The sequence below is a fragment of the Duganella sp. 1224 genome, from assembly GCF_013408245.1.
GTDB lineage: Bacteria > Pseudomonadota > Gammaproteobacteria > Burkholderiales > Burkholderiaceae_D > Rugamonas.
The window spans coordinates 1,742,468-1,760,974 of the sequence record NZ_JACBYS010000001.1; the positions used below are offsets into that span (position 1 = coordinate 1,742,468).

The 18,507-nt window shown below is 66.8% G+C and carries 16 protein-coding genes; 4 read left to right on the forward strand and 12 right to left on the reverse strand.

The annotated features are described in order from the left end of the window. Positions 1-7: 7 nt before the first annotated feature. The 5 genes from FHW58_RS07750 to FHW58_RS27780 all read right to left on the reverse strand — a co-directional run bounded on the left by FHW58_RS07750 (position 8) and on the right by FHW58_RS27780 (position 4,983). Positions 8-1,252, reverse strand: coding sequence for a hypothetical protein (locus FHW58_RS07750; protein WP_229265078.1), 1,245 nt, complete (start codon positions 1,250-1,252; stop codon positions 8-10). Between the two features lie 5 nt (positions 1,253-1,257). Beyond that, positions 1,258-2,475 (reverse strand): hypothetical protein, encoded by a 1,218-nt coding sequence (locus tag FHW58_RS27330; RefSeq protein WP_218892642.1) that lies wholly within the window; start codon positions 2,473-2,475, stop codon positions 1,258-1,260. 147 nt (positions 2,476-2,622) lie between these two features. Further along, a complete protein-coding gene (locus FHW58_RS07760; protein WP_179672467.1) occupies positions 2,623-3,495 on the reverse strand; it encodes an intradiol ring-cleavage dioxygenase in 873 nt (290 codons plus the stop codon). Between the two features lie 47 nt (positions 3,496-3,542). Next, positions 3,543-4,250 (reverse strand): hypothetical protein, encoded by a 708-nt coding sequence (locus FHW58_RS07765; protein WP_179672468.1) that lies wholly within the window; start codon positions 4,248-4,250, stop codon positions 3,543-3,545. Positions 4,251-4,284: 34 nt separating this feature from the next. Next, a complete protein-coding gene (locus tag FHW58_RS27780; RefSeq protein ID WP_304506255.1) occupies positions 4,285-4,983 on the reverse strand; it encodes a Spy/CpxP family protein refolding chaperone in 699 nt (232 codons plus the stop codon). Positions 4,984-5,183: 200 nt separating this feature from the next. On the opposite strand from FHW58_RS27780, the gene FHW58_RS07775 reads away from it, so the two are divergent. Next, a complete protein-coding gene (locus FHW58_RS07775) occupies positions 5,184-5,876 on the forward strand; it encodes a response regulator transcription factor (RefSeq protein WP_179672469.1) in 693 nt (230 codons plus the stop codon). Between the two features lie 3 nt (positions 5,877-5,879). Then, positions 5,880-7,424, forward strand: coding sequence for an ATP-binding protein (locus tag FHW58_RS07780; protein ID WP_179672470.1), 1,545 nt, complete (start codon positions 5,880-5,882; stop codon positions 7,422-7,424). Positions 7,425-7,451: 27 nt separating this feature from the next. On the opposite strand, the gene dcd is transcribed toward FHW58_RS07780, so the two are convergent. Next, a complete protein-coding gene (dcd, locus tag FHW58_RS07785) occupies positions 7,452-8,018 on the reverse strand; it encodes a dCTP deaminase (protein ID WP_135200159.1) in 567 nt (188 codons plus the stop codon). Between the two features lie 37 nt (positions 8,019-8,055). Beyond that, on the reverse strand, positions 8,056-8,895 hold the full coding sequence (locus FHW58_RS07790) for an alpha/beta fold hydrolase (protein ID WP_179672471.1): 840 nt from the start codon (positions 8,893-8,895) through the stop codon (positions 8,056-8,058). A 121-nt stretch (positions 8,896-9,016) separates the two neighbouring features. Here FHW58_RS07790 and FHW58_RS07795 point away from each other — a divergent pair, with 121 nt between their 5' ends. Then, a complete protein-coding gene (locus FHW58_RS07795; RefSeq protein WP_179672472.1) occupies positions 9,017-9,364 on the forward strand; it encodes a hypothetical protein in 348 nt (115 codons plus the stop codon). Here FHW58_RS07795 and FHW58_RS07800 read toward each other — a convergent pair. Further along, positions 9,361-11,784, reverse strand: a complete 2,424-nt coding sequence (locus tag FHW58_RS07800; RefSeq protein ID WP_179672473.1) for a DNA internalization-related competence protein ComEC/Rec2 — start codon at positions 11,782-11,784, stop codon at positions 9,361-9,363. The genes FHW58_RS07795 and FHW58_RS07800 overlap by 4 nt on opposite strands. A gap of 204 nt (positions 11,785-11,988) precedes the next feature. Between FHW58_RS07800 and FHW58_RS07805 the strand changes: the two genes are divergently transcribed. Further along, positions 11,989-14,946 (forward strand): TonB-dependent siderophore receptor, encoded by a 2,958-nt coding sequence (locus FHW58_RS07805; RefSeq protein ID WP_179672474.1) that lies wholly within the window; start codon positions 11,989-11,991, stop codon positions 14,944-14,946. A 7-nt stretch (positions 14,947-14,953) separates the two neighbouring features. Here the strand turns inward: FHW58_RS07805 and FHW58_RS07810 are convergent, their stop codons facing one another. The 4 genes from FHW58_RS07810 to FHW58_RS07825 all read right to left on the reverse strand — a co-directional run bounded on the left by FHW58_RS07810 (position 14,954) and on the right by FHW58_RS07825 (position 18,507). After that, positions 14,954-15,748: a TatD family hydrolase gene (locus FHW58_RS07810; protein ID WP_179672475.1), complete on the reverse strand. Its 795-nt coding sequence runs from the start codon at positions 15,746-15,748 to the stop codon at positions 14,954-14,956. A gap of 4 nt (positions 15,749-15,752) precedes the next feature. Then, the gene (gene lolD / locus FHW58_RS07815) at positions 15,753-16,442 is read right to left on the reverse strand and encodes a lipoprotein-releasing ABC transporter ATP-binding protein LolD (protein ID WP_179672476.1); all 690 of its coding nucleotides are present in this window, start codon (positions 16,440-16,442) and stop codon (positions 15,753-15,755) included. Beyond that, entirely contained in the window at positions 16,435-17,700 is a 1,266-nt protein-coding gene (locus FHW58_RS07820; RefSeq protein WP_179672477.1) for a lipoprotein-releasing ABC transporter permease subunit, read from the reverse strand. The genes lolD and FHW58_RS07820 overlap by 8 nt, the downstream gene beginning before the upstream one ends. Before the next feature lie 144 nt (positions 17,701-17,844). Further along, the gene (locus FHW58_RS07825) at positions 17,845-18,507 is read right to left on the reverse strand and encodes a PEP-CTERM sorting domain-containing protein (protein ID WP_179672478.1); all 663 of its coding nucleotides are present in this window, start codon (positions 18,505-18,507) and stop codon (positions 17,845-17,847) included.

The window sequence follows — 18,507 nt, forward strand, 5'->3', positions numbered from 1 at the left end:
CTCCTCATCAATCGGTCAGGGTGTTGCGCAGCGCCCAGTGCGACAGCAGGCGCCCCAGCAGGATGCTTTCGTCTTCCGGCGTCAGGCGGCCGCTGGCGCGCGCCTGGCCCAGCACGGCAAGCACCAGCGCCGGCGGCGCCTGGTACAGCTGTTGCGGCGCGCGGCTCCACCATCGGAACAGCAGCGCCAGATAGGCCGGCTGGCGCCGCGCCACGCCCAGCGCCTCGGCCAGCGTCCGCCCGCGCAGCAGACGCGGCCGGTGTTGCGCCAGCAGCCCGGCCAGCGCCGGCAGGCTGGCCTGCAACTGCTCCAGCAAGGCCCGCTGCGGCACGTCGTGCAGCGGGTAGTAGTCGTCCCACAGCGCCGCCAGCCGGCGCCATTGCGGATGCGGGTACAGCAGCTGCCCCATGGCGCAACTGAGCTTGACGCGGATCCACGGCGACGGATGCGGATCGTCCATGTCGAGCCGGAACACGAACGGCCGCGGCAGGCTGACCACGCCCATCAGCCCCAGCGTGGCAGCCACGCCGACCCGCGCCAGCGACCAGAAGTCCGCCACCACTTCCGAAATCCAGCGCTCCCACAAGCGCCACACCGGCGCCGGCCCGCCACCGGCCTGCAAGGCCTGCAGCACCGGCCGCACCGAGCCGACCAGTTCCAGCAGCGCGGCGCCCTGGTGGCCCACCTCGTGAAACAGCGACGAGGCGATGGCGGCGCCGATCATGCGTTCGCGCGGGACGCGGATCACGGCCACCGGATTGTCGCCGCCGCCCGGCAGGCGGGTACGGGCGCGACGGATGGCCGCGCCCGGTCCGCGCTCCAGGTAGCAGGCCAGCGGCGGCGCCGCGTAGTAGCCGCCGTGCAGCGCCAGGGCGTCGGCCGCCGCCACGTCCAGGCCGGCCAGCCAGACGCCGTTGCGGTGCTCGCTGCGCTGGGTGACGACGTCGCTGAACAGGTCGAACTGCGCCAGCGCGGCGTTGAACTTCAGGCGCAGAAAGGTGAAGCGGCGCTGTCCCTCGGCGGCGCTGGCCACCGGCCCGGCCTGGCGTAGCCAGCCGAGGTAGCCGCGCACCATCTGGCGCAGCTCGCGCCGTCCCAGCGCCAGTTGCCGCTCGATGGCCCGCTGCGCCGCTGGCGACAGCGCGGCGGCCGGCACCATGGTCTCGATCAGCGCGAACGGCTGCAGCCGCGCCAGCCGGGCCAGCAGCGCGCGTGCCTCCTGCGCCAGCATCCAGGCAGCGAACGGGCTCATGGCCGTCAGGCGCCGTACAGCACGATCTTGCGGCCCTGGCGCACCCAGCGTCCGCTGCCACCGCGCGCCGTGGCACCCTGCCCCATGCCCGCCCCCTGCCCGGCGCCGCTGCGGCCGCGCGCGCCGCCACCCTGCTGCGTCAACAAGCCGGGCGCGTAGCGGCGCGCCGCGGCGGTGGCGGCCTGCATCGCCGCCTGGCGCGGATCGCCGCCCGGCGACTGGGCCACGCGGTTGATGGTGTCGGTGGCCAGCTTGACGAAGGTGCGCGCGCCTTCGAACTCGCGGTCCTCGCTGTTCATTTCGTATTCGGCTTCCAGGCCCAGCGCGCTGCCGGCGGCCGACGCCAGGCCGCTGCCGATCTTGGCGCCCAGCGGGCCGCCGATGACGCCGCCCAGCGCGCCGCCAGCCAGCGGCAGCGCCTTCTTCGCCACGCCTTTCAGCAGGCCGCCGAGCATCTTGCCGGCCGGGGATTTGATCAGGCTGGACGCGCCCGACGCCACCTTGCGGATCAGGCCGCCGAGGAATTGTTCCAGTTCCTCCTCGTTGTTGACGGCCAGCAGTTCGCTGGCCAGTTCCATTTCCTCGGCTTCGCTAAGGGTGGCGCCGGCCTCCCATTCGCCCTGGCCGAATTCGAATTCTGCTTCGTAGCCGGATTCGTTGTTGAATTCCAGCGTGGTGCGGTCGATGTCATGCATGGTCAGCTCCCTTTTCAAGTCAGACAACAAATGGCGGGACGGCGGCGCCGCCCGTAACGAATCGGTGACGGCCACCAGGCCGGGCGCGTGGCGGCGCGCAGCCAGGGCCAGCGCCAGCCGGGCGCGCTGGCGCGGATCGCCGCGCTGCAGCTGGCGCGCGCGGCGCAGGGCGTGGCTGCTGAAGCGCAGGAAGTGGCGCGCCAGTTCGAACTCCTTGTCTTCCGCGCTCAAGCCTTCGAGTTCCATGCCGAAGACCCGCGCCGGCACCTTGGGCTGCGCCAGCGCGGCCGGCGCCAGCAGCCGCTGTGCCAACTGGCGCAAGGCGTCGAGCAAGATCGATGACATCGGTCCCGGCAGCGCTGCCTGGCGCACCAGTTGGCGCAGGAAGGCTGGCAGGCGGCCGGCCTGCAGTGCTTCCAGCAGCGCGGCGGCTTGCGTCATTTCCTGTTCGGCCTGGCGCCATGCGGCGGCGTCGGCGGCGGAAGACGATTCCAGTTCAGGCCGGTAGTCGATCAGCAGGCGGTCCATGTCGCGCTCCGTGGCAGGCTTTGCCCTGGTTGTGCAAAGGCTGTGCCAGCCGGCGCCACGCGGCCTCAGAGGGCGTAAAAAAAGCCCGGCGAAGCGGGCTTCGGCGGGCCTGGTCAAGGCCGGCGAACCGGCGAAAGTCTGTTCGGCTCAGGCGGCCACCGCCACCGTCAACGTGGCCACGTAGCCATCGCTGGCGTTGCCGGTGATGGTGGCCATCTGCAGCGTGTAGCCGTCACTGAACACGTTATCGGTGGCAAAGCTGATGGCGGCCAGGTTCCTGACGCTGGCGCTGTAGCCGGTGGTGGCGTAAACCTCGTTGCTGGTGGCCACCGGGAAGGTGAACTGCGAGGTCTTGATGCGGCTGCTCGCGCTGGTGGCTTTGGCCAGCGACGGGTAGACCTCGAAGTGGACGTGCGGTACGCGGCCGGTGTAGCAGCCGGGGTAGATGGTGGTGAAGCTGATGTTGCCGCCGCTGTCGGTTTCCTGCACGCCGCGCAGGTAGTTCTGGTTGGTGACGCCGCTGGAATACAGCGAGTAGTTGCCGTCGCGGTCGCAATGCCACAGATAGACGGCGGCGCCGGCCAGCGCGGCGCAATTGTTGTTGGCGTTGACGATCTGCAGTTTGATGGTCAGCGGAACGCCGGCCGCTGTGCCGCTGGCGCCGCCGAAGCTGCTGCGAATGTCGCTGCGCACCACGCCGGGTTGCGTCAGCACGTTGACCACGCCGCCGCTGTTGCTGTTGGTGCCGTCGGCCGGATATGGGCCGCCCGTTTCTTCCGGGATGACCGTGCAGGAGCCGACGGTGGGCGTGGTGGTCGTGGTCGTTGTGGTGGTGGCGGCCGAGGTGGTGCTGGTGGTTCCGCTGGTGCTGTCGGAACCACCGCCGCATCCGAGCACCGGCAGCGTCGAGGCGCCAGCCAGCAGCCAGCGCAGCGTCTGCCGACGGTCGCCGTTGAGGTTGAGCATGGCGGCCAGATCGTCCGCCAGGCTGTGTTCGTGTTTTTCGTCGTGAGTTTCCATCTGATTCCTGAGTGGCTGAACAAGCCGCCGCAGTGGGCGGCGCGGCGTTACACCGCGGTGTCGACCAGGTTGCCGCTGCTGCCGTGGTTGCCGACCTGTGCCGACAGTGCTTGCAGGAAGGCGGACAGCTTGGTGAGGGCGTCGCTCGTGCTGGTGCTGCCGGTGCCGGCGCTGGCCGTGCTGTCGCTGTCGCTGGTGCTGGTGCTGGTGCCCAACTTGTCCAGCAGGTTGGCGAAGGTGCTTTGCAAATCGTCGACCGCGTCGCCGCTGTCGCTGTTGCCCTCGACCGTGTTGGCGCCCAGCTTGGCGATCAGGCTTTGCAGGTCAGACTCCAGCCGGCCCGGACCGCCCTGGCCGCCAGCCTGCTGCTCGCTGTAGGGCGGCGGCGCTTCGCCAGCGCTGTGTTGCGCGTGCAGTGCGCCCATCAGGCTTTGCAGGAAGCTGCCCAGCGCGGCCGACACCTCGGTGGCATCGGTGGTGCTGGTGCTGGTCGTGCTGTCGCTGCTGGCCGAGGTGGCCGAGGTGTCGGTGTCCGAGCCGCTGGACGAGGTATCGGTAATGCCGATCGATTGCAGCGCTGCGGCGATGGCGTCGGCGAAGCCGCCACCGTCTGGCGGCGGCGGGCGGACGCCTTGGCTGCTGTCGAGGCTGTTGCTATTGTTGCTCATGCTGCTGATGCTGTTGTTGCTGCTCAGGCGGCTCAGGAAACTGAGCGCGCTGGCGGCGCTGGTGGAACTCAAGGCGCTGATGGACATGCTGTTCTCCGCTTATCAGGTTGAAGATGGGTGCTTAATCGCGCTGCGGGTGGCGCGGGTGATGAGCCGCTTGCTGTTTGCGCTGTTCGGGCGTCAGTACGGCCAGCAATTTCTGTTGGGTGCGTACGTGCTGCAGGGCGAGATTGGCTTCGGCGGTGGCGGCTTCCCTGGCCAGCGCGGCGGCCTTGGCGTCGTCGTACTGGTCGGCGGTGGCCAGGGCGCGCAGTGCTTCGTGGGCTTTGGCGGCTGCCTTGCCCTGCTCACGCAGATACGGCATTTCGGCATGCAGGATGGCGAAGACCTTGTCTTGCTGCGCCTCGCTCAGCGTGACGCCGGGGAAAATGGGCGGACGGCCACGACCAAAGCCGAACGCTGGACCGAGGCCGGAAGCGGAGTCGAAGCCATGGGGCTGGCCGAAGCCGGGGCCAGGGCCAACGCCTTGGCCAGGACCGAAACCTGGGCCGGGACCGAAACCTGGGCCGGGACCGAAGCCGGGTGGCGGACCAAAGCCGGGGGCGGGGCCCAGGCCAGAGCCGGGGCTCAAGCCGGGACCGTGATCCGCCCCGCCCGCCGCACTTCCTTGGCCTGGCGCGCCGTCGGGACCGCCGGGGCCTTGATCGCCCTTTGCCGGTGGCGGCTGGTCGGCGCGGGCGGCGACAGACTGCGCCAGCAGCGGCATCGCCACGGCGGCGGCCAGCAGGATTTTGCGTGCGGTAGGTGTGGATGTATTCATGCAGGAATCCTCAAGTGGTGGTGAAGCACCATTCTCGGAGCGGCCGCCGTTAAGTGACGTTAGCACAAGGTAAATCTGCGTAAAGATGCATTTATGACATCCACTTAACGACTGGCAAGCCGTTGTAAATCGGGGTAAAACCCCGCCGGCAGGCCGCAGGCGGCTGTTATGATGAGCGATCTGTATCTGAAAAAACCGCAATGAAGAGCAAAGTACTGTTGATCGACGACGATGTCGAACTGGTGAGCATGTTCAAGGAATACCTTGAACAGGAAGGATTCGAGGTCAAGGCCGTGCACGACGGCGAGGCCGGCACCGCCCAGGCCTTCACCGGCCTGTATGCCATCGCCATCCTCGACGTGATGATGCCGCGCATGAACGGCCTGGAAACCCTGCGCCGCATCCGCACCAACAGCCAGTTGCCCATCCTCATGCTGACCGGCCGCGGCGACGACACCGACCGCATCGTCGGCCTGGAACTGGGCGCCGACGACTACGTCGCCAAGCCCTGCACGCCGCGCGAGCTGACCGCGCGCATCCGCGCCATCCTGCGCCGCGCGCAAGGCGCCCCGGCCGACCACAGCCAGCCAAGCGCCCTCACCGTCGGCCAGCTGACCATGTGGCCGGAGCAGCGCCGCGCCACCTGGGCCGGCAACAAGCTGGAACTGACCAGCACCGAATTCAACCTGCTGGAAGTGCTGGCCCGCAATGCCGGCCGCCCGGTCAGCAAGAACACGCTGTCGGAACAAGGCCTGGGCCGGCCGCTGGCGCGCTTCGACCGCAACATCGACGTTCACCTGAGCTCGCTGCGCCACAAGCTCGGCACCATCGCCGACGGCCGCTCCTGCCTGCAGACCGTGTACCGCCTCGGCTACCAGCTGATCAAGGAGTAAGCCTTGGGGCGTCTGTTCTGGAAGTTTTTCCTGTGCATCTTGCTGGCGCAGTTTGCCGCCACCGTCGGCATCGGCGGCGCCATATGGCTGAAGAACCGCAATCAGCAGCCCCTGCCGCTGATGAACCTGGACACCAGCCCGCCAGCCGAGATGGCCATCAACGCGGCCGCCGCCACGCTGGAGTTTGGCGGCGTCAAGGCGCTGCGGCGGATGCTGGAGAACATGGACCGCCATCGCGTCTACGCGGTGGACGAGCAGGAGCATGAACTGCTGGGCCGCATCGTCAATCCCAAGACGCTGCAGGAAAGCCGCGTGCGCTTGAAGGAAGACGGCCGCCGCCGCGTGGTGCGCCAGGTGACCGCCGACGACGGCAAGCGCTACATGCTGTTCCTGCCCTTCGGCGAACACCTGCGCGGCATGGATGGCGACAACCGGCCGGTGCTGGGCAACCTCGGCGGCGGCGCGCAGATGGCGATCAAGGCGGCCTCGGTGCTGGAGGGCGATGGCGACCGCCATGGCCCGCCCCGCTCGATGCCAGGCAACCGTCCGCAAGGCTACGCCGGCGCCGCTCCTGGTTCTGGTCCCGGCGCCGGCCCCGGTATGCCGGGCGACATCGGCGGCGACCGCCCGTGGGGCCCGCGCTTCCAGCCGCTCGGCCCGTGGGTGCCAATCGCCGCCGCCGTGCTGGCCAGCCTGCTGTTCTCGGTGCTGCTGGCGTGGTACTTCTCGCGGCCGATCCGCGCGCTGCGCGAAGCCTTCCACGCCGCCGCCCATGGCGACCTGGCGCCGCGCTTCGCCAACGCCAGCGGCAAGAGCGGCACCGAACTCAACGATCTGGGCCGCGACTTCGACATCATGACCGCCCGCCTGCGCAGCCTGATCGATGGCCAGACGCGGCTGCTGCACGACGTCTCGCACGAACTGCGCTCGCCGCTGGCGCGGCTGCAGGCGGCGATCGGCCTGGCGCACCAGCAGCCGGAAAAATGGAGCGCGTCGATGGAGCGCATCGAGCGCGAGAGCGTGCGCATGGACAAGCTGGTTGGCGAACTGCTGACGCTGGCGCGTCTGGAAGCCGGCGCCATCAAGGCCACGCAGGAGGAAATCAGCATGGCCGACCTGCTCGACCAGATCGCCGACGACGCCCGCTACGAGGCGGCCAGCCAGCAGCGCAGCGTGGTGCAGGAAGGCGACGCCGACGTGCGGGTGATCGGCCAGCCGGACCTGCTGGGGCGCGCCATCGAAAACGTGGTGCGCAACGCCATCAAGCACAGCCCCGACGGCGGCGAGGTGGTGTTGCAGACGCGGATTCTGCCGGACACGCGGCAGCTGTCGATCAAGGTGCTGGACAGCGGACCGGGCGTGGCGCCGGCCGACCTGGCCACCATCTTCCAGCCCTTCTTCCGCTCCGCCAACGCCAGCGCCGAGGGCCATGGCCTGGGGCTGGCCATCGCCCAGCACGTGATCGAGGGCCACGGCGGCAGCATCCAGGCCAGCAACCGCGCTGGCGGCGGCCTGTGCGTCGAGATGCTTTTGCCGGTGAAGAAATAAAAACGCGGGCCGGAGCCCGCGTTGTTTTTATGCTTTTGGCAGGGTCACGCCGTGCTGGCCCTGGTACTTGCCGTTGCGGTCCTTGTACGACACATCGCACACCTCGTCGCTTTCGAAGAATAGCACCTGGGCGCAACCCTCGCCGGCGTAGATCTTGGCCGGCAGCGGCGTGGTGTTGGAGAATTCCAGCGTCACATAACCTTCCCATTCCGGCTCGAACGGCGTGACGTTGACGATGATGCCGCAACGGGCATAGGTCGACTTGCCCAGGCAAACCGTCAGCACGCTGCGCGGAATGCGGAAGTATTCCATGGTGCGGGCCAGCGCGAACGAGTTCGGCGGGATAATGCAGACGTCGCTTTTCACGTCCACGAAAGAGTTGGAGTCGAAGTTCTTCGGATCAACGATGGTGCTGTTGATGTTGGTGAAGACCTTGAACTCATCGGCGCAGCGGATGTCGTAGCCGTACGACGAGGTGCCATAGGAAATCACCTTGCGGCCGTCTTCCTGGCGTATCTGGTCCGGGAAGAAAGGCTCGATCATCCCATGCTCTTCCGCCATCCGGCGTATCCATTTATCGCTTTTAATCGTCATTGCAAGGCCATCCTCAAGTTTTACACTGCCCGGGATTTTACGCTACCGCCGCGCTTTTAAGAACTTTTTTGCCAGATTGCTCTTCCAGCAGGTCGTTGATCATTTGCCGGGTGGCTTCGGCTGCCGCCACCGGATTCTCCATCGGGAACAGATGGCCGCCAGGCAGGATGCGGAAATGACGGCCCACCAGCGCCTTGGTGTGCTGATGGCCGGACTGGCTGGTTTCCCAGGAGTTGTCGCCGCCGATGAAGCCGATCGGCACCGGGTAGCCCTTGCGCAGCAGCTTCGGCAGGTGGTGCGGCAGCGTGGCGTACACTGCCGTCTCGTTCTCGCGCGTGTAGCGCAGCTGGACGCCCTGCGCGTGCGGCTTGAGGCCGCTGTCCATGTAGTCGGCCAGCACGCCGGGCGCCCACGCAGCAAACAGGTCCTTGGCGGCAAAGTGCTGGTAGGCGGCGCCGACGTCGGGCCAGACATTGCGGCGGCGGATGGAGAACTTGGCCGGCGGCACGCTGTAGGCGCGGCCCAGCCGCTTGATCAGGTGCCAGGCGAAGGCGCGCCAGCCGCCGACCACCGGCGCGTCCAGCATCACCACGCAGCGCACCAGGTCCGGCCGCTTGTGGCCCACCATCAGGCTCAGCATGCCGCCCAGCGAGTGGCCGACCAGAATCACCGGCTCGCCGTGGTAACGCCTGGTCAGCTCGTCGATGTATTCGTCCACCAGATGCGGCCAGCAGTCGGTGACCGGGTAGCGCGGATTATGGGCGTGCATGTCGAGCGACTGGAGGTCGAAATGCGCGGACAGCGGCGCGAAGAACTGGCGGTACACGCCCGCCGGATAGCTGTTGGCGTGGGCGAAATGTAGCTTGGGCTTACTCACAAGCGGTCTCCGTGTGGTTGTTTTTGCTTCATTGTAATGTGGGTGATGGCCGGAGACTGGTGGAAACGCTCTAATTTGCCACAAGCCGACATTCTGTTGATATCATTTCAAGATGATAAAAATGCACCTCACCCTGGCATTGCTGGCCGCGCTGGACATGGAGGCGGTCAGAAAATCCCTGCCCGAGATCGACAAGGAGATCCGTGGCAAGACCGCGTCCGTGCCGGAGGTGAGGCCGGACAATCGCTACACCCAGCTGTCGAAAGCCATGGAGCGGGGCTACGTCGGCTCCAACCCCAACGACGCCCGCGGCCACTACGAAAGTCCGGATGGCATCGCCTATTACACCGAAACGCTGCACGGCGAAACCAAATGTTGGATGCAAGGGCCGGTGAATTCGCCGGCTGGCCACAGCAAAGGCGCATTACAAATCAGCTGCCCGGCTAACATCTCCTGGAAAAAATACTAGCGCCAGTAGCGGGCGGCTGCTTCCCGGTAGGCTGACGGGGTGACGTCGTCGCCAAATTCCAGCGTGATGGCGCCTGACTGGTCGGTGCGCAGGCAGGTGATGCCCAGTTGCCGGTAGCGCTCCACCACTTCCTGCTTTGGATGCCGGTAGCGGTTGCGGTGGCCGACCAGAAACAGCGCCAGCCGCGGCTTGACGGCCTGCAGAAACGCGTAGGTCGATGACGTGCCGCTGCCGTGGTGCGGCGCGATCAGCACATCAGCCGGCAGGCGGTCGGCGGCGCGTTCCAGCAACTGCGCCTCCTGCTCCGCTTCGATATCCCCCGCCAGCAGCAGCGATTTGCCGGCCGCCGTGATCTTCAGCGTGCAGCTGCGCGCGTTGGCTTTTAGCGCATGGCTGGCGTAGCTGTCCGGCTGCGGATGCATGACTTCGAATTCGACACCATCCCACCGCCAGCGCTGGCCGGCCGCGCACTGCACGTGCCGGCGCGCGGCGCGCGCGATGGCGTGATGCGGCGACAGCGACGACAGCACCCAGCCCGTCGGCACGCCCTCCAGCACCGACAGCGCGCCGCCCGAATGATCGGCATCGCTGTGCGAAACGATGACGCCATCCAGCGCGTGGATGCCGCGTGCCCGCAGATACGGCAGCAACACGCGGTTGCCGGCGTTGGATTCGGGACTGTAGGCCGGGCCGGTGTCGTACAGCAGCCGATGGCCGCTGGTCTCGATCAGCAACGCCATGCCCTGCCCCACGTCGAACGCCGTCACCGTCATGCGGCCCGGCGCGGGATGCGTGGGTTCGGCGGCCAGCAGCGGTATCCACGTCGCCAGGCCGAGCCAGCGTACCGGCCAGCCACGCGGCGCCAGTAGCCAGAGGGTGCCCAGCGTCGCCCAGCAAAACAGCCAGAACGGCGGCTGCGGCGCGCTCCACACGGCGTAGCGCATGGCGCTGAACCATTGCAGGCACTGCGCCAGCAACGCCACCAGCCAGTGCGCGCAGACCAGCAGCGGCCCGGCCAGCACGGCCGGCAGCATGCTGCCGATCAGCGCGAGCGGCGTGACCACCAGGCTGATGAGCGGAATCGCCACCGCGTTGGCCAGCGGACTGACCACCGACACCTGGCCGAACAGCAGCATCGTCAGCGGCACCAGCCCGAGCGTGACCGCATATTGCGTGTGCGCGCCGACGCGCAGCGTCAGCCAGAGGCGCTCGCGATACGTCAGCGGCGCCGGCGCGTGCGCGACGCCGCCTTGCGCGCGCGGCGCGGCGGCGCGCGGCGGCGTGGTGCGGCCCACCGTCGCGTACATGATCACGGCGACAGCGCTGAACGACAGCCAGAACCCCGGCCACAACACCGCCCACGGATCGATCACCAGCACCACGCCCAGCGCGGTGCACAATACGTGCGAGATGCTGGTCAGGCGGTTGAGCCACAGGGCGGCGGCCACCACCATCAGCATGTACAGCGTGCGCTGCGCCGGCACGCCAAACCCGGCCAGCAGCACATACAACAACGCCACCGCCGCGCCGACCAGCGCCGCGACCTTTTGCGCCGGCAGCAGCAGCGGCAGTTGCGCGCGCGTGAAGAACGAGCGCCGCCACAACGTGAACGTCGCCAGCGCGAACAGTCCCGCCACCATGGTGATGTGCAGGCCCGAAATCGAAATCAGATGGCCGATGCCGGTGCGGTTGAATACCTGCCAGTCCGATTGATCGATGCCGCGCTGGTCGCCCACCACCAGTGCGACGATGACGCCGGCATACGGCTTGCCGGGCAGCGCGTCGAGGATGCGCTGGCGCAGCACGGCGCGGCTGTGCTCAATCAGATTGCCGGCGCTGAGGACGAAGCCGTCCACAAGCCGGTTGTCGCGCGCCACGCGCACGTAGCCGGTGGCGCGCACGCCCTGCTCCAGCAGCCACGCTTCGTAATCGAAGGTGTAGGGATTGGCGTTGCCGTGCGGACGTTGCAGGCGCACGGTCAGTTGCCAGCGCTCGCCGGGCCGCACGTCCGGCACCTCGGCGCGCTGATCACGATAGCCGGCGTACCACGACAGCGCGATCTTCGGCGGCACGCGGCCGGCGGGCCGCTCCACCGCGAAATTGAAGCGCACGCCTTGCGCGAAGCGATACGGCAGGTTATCGATGGTGCCGGTCACCTGAATGTCCTGCCCTTCGTCGGCCCATGCCAGCTGCGGCGCCAGCGCGCCATGCGCCAGCCAGGCGGCCCAGCAGAAGCCGGCCAGCGCGCCGGCCAGCATGGCAACGCCGCCTCGCCACGCGGCACGCAAGCGGCGCCGCGCCGTCCACCACATCAGCGGAACAACGACCACGGCCGCCAGCAGCCACGCGAGCGGCGGCAGCGTCCCGCGCGTCTGCAGCCAGGCCGCGCCGATGGCAAAACCGATAATCGCCAGCCGCATCGCATCACCTCCCCGCCGGTGATACCACGCAAACGGCCCAGCGGCGCTTGATGCACGTCAGACAGCGCGTAATCAGCCGTTGTCAAGCGATATCCATAACGATATCGCAACGCTTCAAGATGTCATTAGCAGGAAAACAATGTACCCACTATCCTCGAAAAGCGCTTAAAAGTCGCAATTAAAAATAACAGGAGACACAGACACATGAAACCATTTCAGCGAAAACTGATCAGCATTGCCGTGGCCAGCACCTTCTGCGCACTGTCCGTACCCGGCCATGCGCAGGAGGCCCAGCAGACCAAGGCGGAGCCGCCACCCGCCACCGATGATGGCGCCAACGCGCCCGCCAGCGACATGAAGGTGGTGACGGTATCCGGTTCGCGCATCTCCACGCGCGGCTTCACGCAGCCGACGCCGACCACCACCCTGAGCGCGGACGACCTGGCCAAAAGCGCCGAGCCCAACGTGTTCAACACGCTGGTCGAGCTGCCCGCCCTGCAAGGCAGCACCGGCCGCACCACCTTCACCTACAGCACCAGCAGCGGCGTGCAGGGCCTGAGCTCGCTGAGCCTGCGTGGCCTGGGCCCGATCCGCACGCTGACGCTGCTTGATGGCCAGCGCGTGATCGGCGCCAACGTCACCGGCGTGACCGACATCAGCCAGTTCCCGCAACTGCTGATCAAGCGCGTGGACGTGGTGACCGGCGGCGCCTCGGCATCTTACGGCTCGGACGCCATTGGCGGCGTGGTCAACTTCATCACCGACAAGAAGTTTGTGGGATTCAAGAGCAACCTGGAAGGCGGCCAGACCACCTACAGCGACGACAAGAACGCCACCTTGCAGGCCGCGTGGGGCAAGGCATTCCTGGATGACCGCCTGCACGTCGTGGCCAGCGGCGAATTCGGCCGCGAGCGCGGCATCGATTCCGCCGGCTTTGGCGAAATCGGCGTCGGCGGGCGCGACTGGTTCACCAATCCCGATCTGCAAACGCGCTCGCTCGCAGAAACCACCGACGGCAAGCCGCAAATCCGCTTCGTCCACCGTTCGCAGCCGTATCAATACGCGCGCTACGGCCTCATCACCAATGGCCCGCTGCAAGGCACGGCGTTCAGCGCCGCCGGCGTGCCGTACCCGTACTTCTACGGCTCCAACGGCGTGCCGACCGGCACTGGCGCCGTGACCAACTGCATCAATCCCGCCTGCGTCGGCGGCGACCGCAGCGGCACCATCCAGGGCGGCTCGAATCTGGCCATGGACCTGACGCGCAAGGTCGGCTACCTGCGCGCCGGCTTCAACATCAACAACGACCACGAGCTGTATTTCACGGCCAACCTGGCCAAGGTCACGTCGGCGTTTTCGCCGGTGCCGGGCGCCATCAAGAACGCCAACCTGACCATCCAGTGCGACAATCCTTACTTGCCGGCGTCCATCGTCGCCGGCTGCGCGGCCAACAACATCACCAGTTTCCAGTACGGCACCGGCAACGGCCAGTTCCCGCGCAGCATCAACGTCCATCCAGAGCGTACCCAGCAGCGCTTTGTCATCGGCGCCAACGGCAAATTCCCGCTGTTTGGCGTCGACTGGTCGTACGACACCTATGCTGAATATGGCCGCAACCAGACCGATATCGCCGTGCGCGATTTGTCGCTGAATGCGCATTACAACGCCGCCATCGACGCCATCCGCGGGCCGGACGGCACGATCATTTGCCGTAATCCGGTCGCGGTGGCGTCCGGCTGCAAGCCGATGAATATCTTCGGCAACTTCGCGCCCAGCGCCGAGGCGCTCAACTACGTGCTGCCGCCGGCCGGCGCCTTCCAGCACTCGGTGCAGCGGCAAAACGTGGTGAGCGCTAACATGAGTGGCGAACTATTCCCTACCTGGGCCGGGCCGCTGTCGCTGGCCACCGGCGCCGAATACCGGCGCGAAAGCTATCGCGTGGTCGGTGACCCATACGGCGCCGGCGTCACCGCCGAGACGCCGAATAACGCCACCTATCCGGCCGATCCGCTGCTCAACGCGACCATCGGCAACAACTGGTTTTCCGGGAACTACCACAACGCCAACGGCGCCTACAACGTCAAGGAAGCGTACGTGGAGCTGAATGTGCCGGTGCTGAAGTCCGCCACCTGGGGCGAAGGCAATATCAACCTGGCCGACCGCCGCACCCGCTACAGCACCTCGGGCATGGTGGGCAGCTGGAAGCTGGGCGCCACCTGGACCGGGCTGGATGGCCTGCGTCTGCGCGCGGTGACCTCGCGCGACGTGCGCGCGCCCAATCTGAGCGAGCTGTTTGCGGCGCCGGTGGTCATCAACGGCACCAATCTGTATCAGGGCAACACACTGACGGTGCAGCAGCGGACGGTGGGCAACACCAAGCTGCGGCCGGAGATCGCGCGCAATTCCATCTTTGGCGTGGTGCTCAACCAGCCGAGCTGGGCGCCTGGCTTCAGCGCGTCGGTGGACTACTTCGACATCAAGATCAATGGCGTGATTTCGACGCTGTCGTCGCAGCAGTTGGTGGACTTGTGCGTGGCGGGCAACCAGGAAATCTGCTCGACCATGCTGCTGAACAGCCCGGTCCCCAACACCAATTACGTGACGCTGCAGGCATTCAACCTGGCGTCGCAATACGTGAAGGGCTACGACATCGAAATGGCCTACCGCGCCAACCTGGCGTCGCTGAACCTGCCCGGCAAGCTGACCTTCCGCGTGCTGGCCACCCACACCATCAGCTTCCTGGTGGATTCGGGCGTGGTCGGCACCATCCCCACCGAAAACGCCGGCGCCAACCGTGGCAGCACGCCGCGCTGGAAAGGCATGGCCTCGCAGTCGTGGGACACCGACTGGGGCGGCCTGACGCTGACCGAGCGCTGGGTCAGCAGCGGCGTGGTCAGCAACGAGTTCATCGAGTGCCAGACCAACTGCCCGGTGTCGACCAACAACCACCAGACCATCGACAACAACCACATGGCTGGCGCGTTCTACGTCGACCTGGGCGGCAGTCTCAAGCTGTCGAAAAAGCTGACCGCCTACTTCAAGATCAACAACGTGGGCAATGTGTCGCCGCCTGCCGCGCCGGGCATTCCGCTGGGCGCCAATCCGGCGCTGTATGACCTGATCGGACGGGAGTACCGGGTCGGCCTGCGCTACAACTACTGAGGCGGCCTTACTTCAGTGGCATGCGCGGCAGCGCGGCGCGGGCGTTGGCGGTGGTTGCTTCCGCCACCTGCTCCGGCGTGATGCCGCGCAGTTCGGCCAGCACGGCGCCGATGCGGGGGATCTGGTCCGGGCTGTTGCGGCCGGGATGGACCCAGGCCGGCGAGATGTCTGGCGCGTCGGTTTCCAGCACGATGGCGTCCAGCGGCAGCTCGGCCGCCAGGCGACGGATCTGCAGCGCGCGGGTGAAGGTCATGGCGCCGCCGAAGCCGAGCTTGAAGCCGAGGTCGATGTAGGTGTTGGCCTGCTGCGCACTGCCGTTGAAGGCGTGGGCGATGCCGCCTGCCGGCGGGATCTGGCGCACGTGCTTGAGGATCACGTCCTGCGAGCGGCGCACGTGCATCAGCACCGGCAGGCCAAATTCGCGGGCGATCTTCAGCTGCTCGCGGAAGAAGAACACCTGCTTCTCGCGCATCGCCGGCTCGGTCAGCATGGGGATGAAGAAATCCAGGCCGATCTCGCCCAGCGCCACGAAGCGCGGATCTTCCATCGCCGCGGCCACCTGCTCGCGCAGCACGCGCAGGTCGTCCTCCTTGGCGTGCGGCACGTAGATCGGGTGGATGCCCAGCGCGTAGCAGGCGTTGTCCACGCTGGCCGCCAGCTTGGCGACAACCGGAAAGTTGGCCGTTTCCACGGCCGGGATCACGATCATGCCGACACCCTGCGCCCTGGCCAGCGCGGCCTGCGCGGCCGATTCGTCGCCGAATTCGTGCGCGTCCAGATGGCAGTGGGTGTCGATCCACATGGTGTTATGCCTGGTCCGGCTGCAGGCCCTGGTCGGTCATGCGCAGCACGCGGTCGCAACGGCGCGCCAGTTCGATGTCGTGGGTGACGATGACGAAGGCCGTGCCGAGGGTACGCGACAGTTCCAGCATCAGGTCGAAAATCTGCTGCGCGGTGGCGTGATCGAGGTTGCCGGTCGGTTCATCGGCCAGCACGCAGGCCGGCTGCGTGACCAGCGCGCGCGCCAGCGCCACGCGCTGCCGTTCGCCGCCCGACAGCTCGCCCGGCACGTGCGTCACGCGTTTGCCCAGGTTGACGCGCTGCAGGACCTGCTGCGCGGCCGACTGAGCCTCGTCGCGCCTGGCGCGGCGTATCATCAGCGGCATGGCCACGTTGTCCAGCGCGCTGAATTCCGGCAGCAGGTGGTGGAACTGGTAGACGAAGCCCAGCGAGGTGTTGCGCAGGTCGCCGCGCGCGGTTTCGCTCAGGCTGGCGAAGTCCTTGCCTTGCAGGGTCACGCTGCCCTGGGTCGGCGTATCGAGGCCGCCCAGCAGGTGCAGCAGCGTCGATTTGCCGGAGCCGGAGGCGCCGACGATGGCCACGCGCTCGCCGCGCCGCACGTCGAGGTCGATGCCGGCCAGCACCTGCACCGAGTACGAGCCCTGGGTAAAGGTCTTGCCGAGGTTGCGGCAGGACAGGACGACGGGTTCACTCATAGCGCAGCGCCTCCGCAGGTTTGACGCGGGCCGCCCACCAGCTCGGGTACAGGGTGGCGACAAACGCCAGGACCACGGCCACGCCGCCGATCTTGAAGACGTCCGGCCAGCGCAGGTCCGACGGCACGGTGCTGATGTAGTAGATATCCTTGGACAAGAACTGCACTCCCAATAAATGTTCAATAAACGGTACGATCACGTCGATGTTCAGCGCCACCAGCACGCCCAGGCCGACGCCGATGATGGTGCCGAGGATGCCCACCAGCGCACCCTGGATCATGAAGATCTTCATGATCGACGGCGGCGAGGCGCCCAGCGTGCGCAGGATGGCGATGTCGGCCTGCTTGTCGGTCACGGTCATCACCAGCGTCGACACCAGGTTGAACGCCGCCACCGCGATGATCAGCGTCAGGATGATGAACATCATGCGCTTCTCGGTCTGCACGGCGGCGAACCAGTTGGCGTTGAGCTTGGACCAGTCGCGCACGAACAGGTCGCCCGGCATCGATTTTTTCAGCTCCTGCGCCACTTCCGGCGCGCGGTGCATGTCCTTCAGGCGCAGGCGCAGGCCGGCCGGGGCGTCGATGCGCAGCAGCTTTTCGGCGTCGGTCAGGTGCACGAAGGCCAGCGACGAGTCGAACTCGGCGTGGCCGGCCTCGAAGATGCCGACCACGGTGAACGAGCGCAGACGCGGCAGCACGCCGGCCGGCGTCGGCTGGCCCTGGGCCAGCGCCAGCGTCACCTTGTCGCCGAGGTTGACGCGCAACGCGCGCGCCAGCTCGATGCCCAGCACGATATTGTACGCGCCCGGCTGCAGCGCGTTGAAGCTGCCGCGCTTGGTCTGCCTGGCAACGTCCGACACTTGCGGCTCTTCCGCCGGCAGCACGCCGCGCACGATGGCCGGGCGCAGCACGTCGTCGCGCACCAGCATGCCCTGGGTTTCGGCGAACGGCGCGGTGCCGATCACTTCCGGGTTCTTGCGGGCGTCGGCGGCTTCCTGGCGCCAGTCCGGCATGGCGCCGCGGTTGTCGAAGATCTCCACGTGGGCCAGCACCGACAGCATGCGGTCCGTCACTTCCTTCTGAAAGCCGTTCATCACCGACAGCACCACGATCAGCGCGGCGACGCCGAGGCCGATGCCGGCCATGGAGATCAGCGAGATGAACGAGATAAAACTATTGCGGCCGCTGCGCTTGCCGGCGCGCGTGTAGCGCAGGCCAACCAGCCATTCAAACGGCAGATTCTTGACTATACTCATAGGCTCCGGGTGGGATCAAACCGAATAAGCCCGCAGTGTGCCATACAAACGCACTTTCATGGGTGAAACACCGAACTTTCCGCCCATAAAAAAGCCGCGCCGGCAGCGGAGGCTGCGGGCGCGGCGGACGATCTTAAGATCTTCTTAAGCGGCGAATGGTTCGCTCTTTTTCGATTTGCGGCGGCCTACAACACCCACCAGGCCCAGGCCGGCGGCCAGCATGGCCCAGGTTTCCACTTCCGGCACGGCCGTTACGGCCAGCACGGTCTGCGAGCTGTGGTCCAGGCTCTTGTATTCCGTGTAGGCGTAGTGGGCCACGCCATTGAACTGATAATTGTTAGCGTCTTGCACCCAGGCGTTGGCGTCATGGGAAATGGCGTCGTTACCGTCGAATACGCCGCCGGTCTCGGCCAGCACAATGCTGTTGGCCGGATTGGTCATGCTCCACAGCGCCAGCTGGAATGCCGCCGCCTTGTACTCATCGTAGACACCGTTCACGTAGATCTTGCTGTACGAGCTCTCGTACAGATTGCGCACCGCATTGCTGGGCGCGTAGGCGCCGGCCTGGTAGTTCTTCACCGATGGGATACCCCAGGTGAATGGGTCGATGCAGAACGCCAGAATACTGCTGCTGCCATTCACCACATTCCAAGGTTCGATCGTGGTGGCCGTCATGCCAAAAATGCTGGAGCCCTGGTTCTGGTAGATGGTGGCCGACTGGGATTCGATGTTGATCGCGTGGCTGGCCTGGCTGAACGCCAGGGTAGCGGCAACGACGGCGGCTTTCAGTGCGAATTGGATGTTCAT

Bases quoted from the DNA above. Each gene is read 5' to 3' on its own strand.
- FHW58_RS07800 (WP_179672473.1), bottom strand. From the start codon at position 11,784: ATGCGGCTGGCGATTATCGGTTTTGCCATCGGCGCGGCCTGGCTGCAG.
- FHW58_RS07820 (WP_179672477.1), bottom strand. From the start codon at position 17,700: ATGAGTATAGTCAAGAATCTGCCGTTTGAATGGCTGGTTGGCCTGCGC.
- FHW58_RS07825 (WP_179672478.1), bottom strand. From the start codon at position 18,507: ATGAACATCCAATTCGCACTGAAAGCCGCCGTCGTTGCCGCTACCCTG.
- FHW58_RS07775 (WP_179672469.1), top strand. From the start codon at position 5,184: ATGAAGAGCAAAGTACTGTTGATCGACGACGATGTCGAACTGGTGAGC.
- lolD (WP_179672476.1), bottom strand. From the start codon at position 16,442: ATGAGTGAACCCGTCGTCCTGTCCTGCCGCAACCTCGGCAAGACCTTT.
- FHW58_RS07805 (WP_179672474.1), top strand. From the start codon at position 11,989: ATGAAACCATTTCAGCGAAAACTGATCAGCATTGCCGTGGCCAGCACC.
- FHW58_RS07750 (WP_229265078.1), bottom strand. From the start codon at position 1,252: ATGAGCCCGTTCGCTGCCTGGATGCTGGCGCAGGAGGCACGCGCGCTG.
- FHW58_RS27330 (WP_218892642.1), bottom strand. From the start codon at position 2,475: ATGGACCGCCTGCTGATCGACTACCGGCCTGAACTGGAATCGTCTTCC.
- FHW58_RS07810 (WP_179672475.1), bottom strand. From the start codon at position 15,748: ATGTGGATCGACACCCACTGCCATCTGGACGCGCACGAATTCGGCGAC.
- FHW58_RS07795 (WP_179672472.1), top strand. From the start codon at position 9,017: ATGCACCTCACCCTGGCATTGCTGGCCGCGCTGGACATGGAGGCGGTC.
- FHW58_RS07760 (WP_179672467.1), bottom strand. From the start codon at position 3,495: ATGGAAACTCACGACGAAAAACACGAACACAGCCTGGCGGACGATCTG.
- FHW58_RS27780 (WP_304506255.1), bottom strand. From the start codon at position 4,983: ATGAATACATCCACACCTACCGCACGCAAAATCCTGCTGGCCGCCGCC.
- dcd (WP_135200159.1), bottom strand. From the start codon at position 8,018: ATGACGATTAAAAGCGATAAATGGATACGCCGGATGGCGGAAGAGCAT.
- FHW58_RS07765 (WP_179672468.1), bottom strand. From the start codon at position 4,250: ATGTCCATCAGCGCCTTGAGTTCCACCAGCGCCGCCAGCGCGCTCAGT.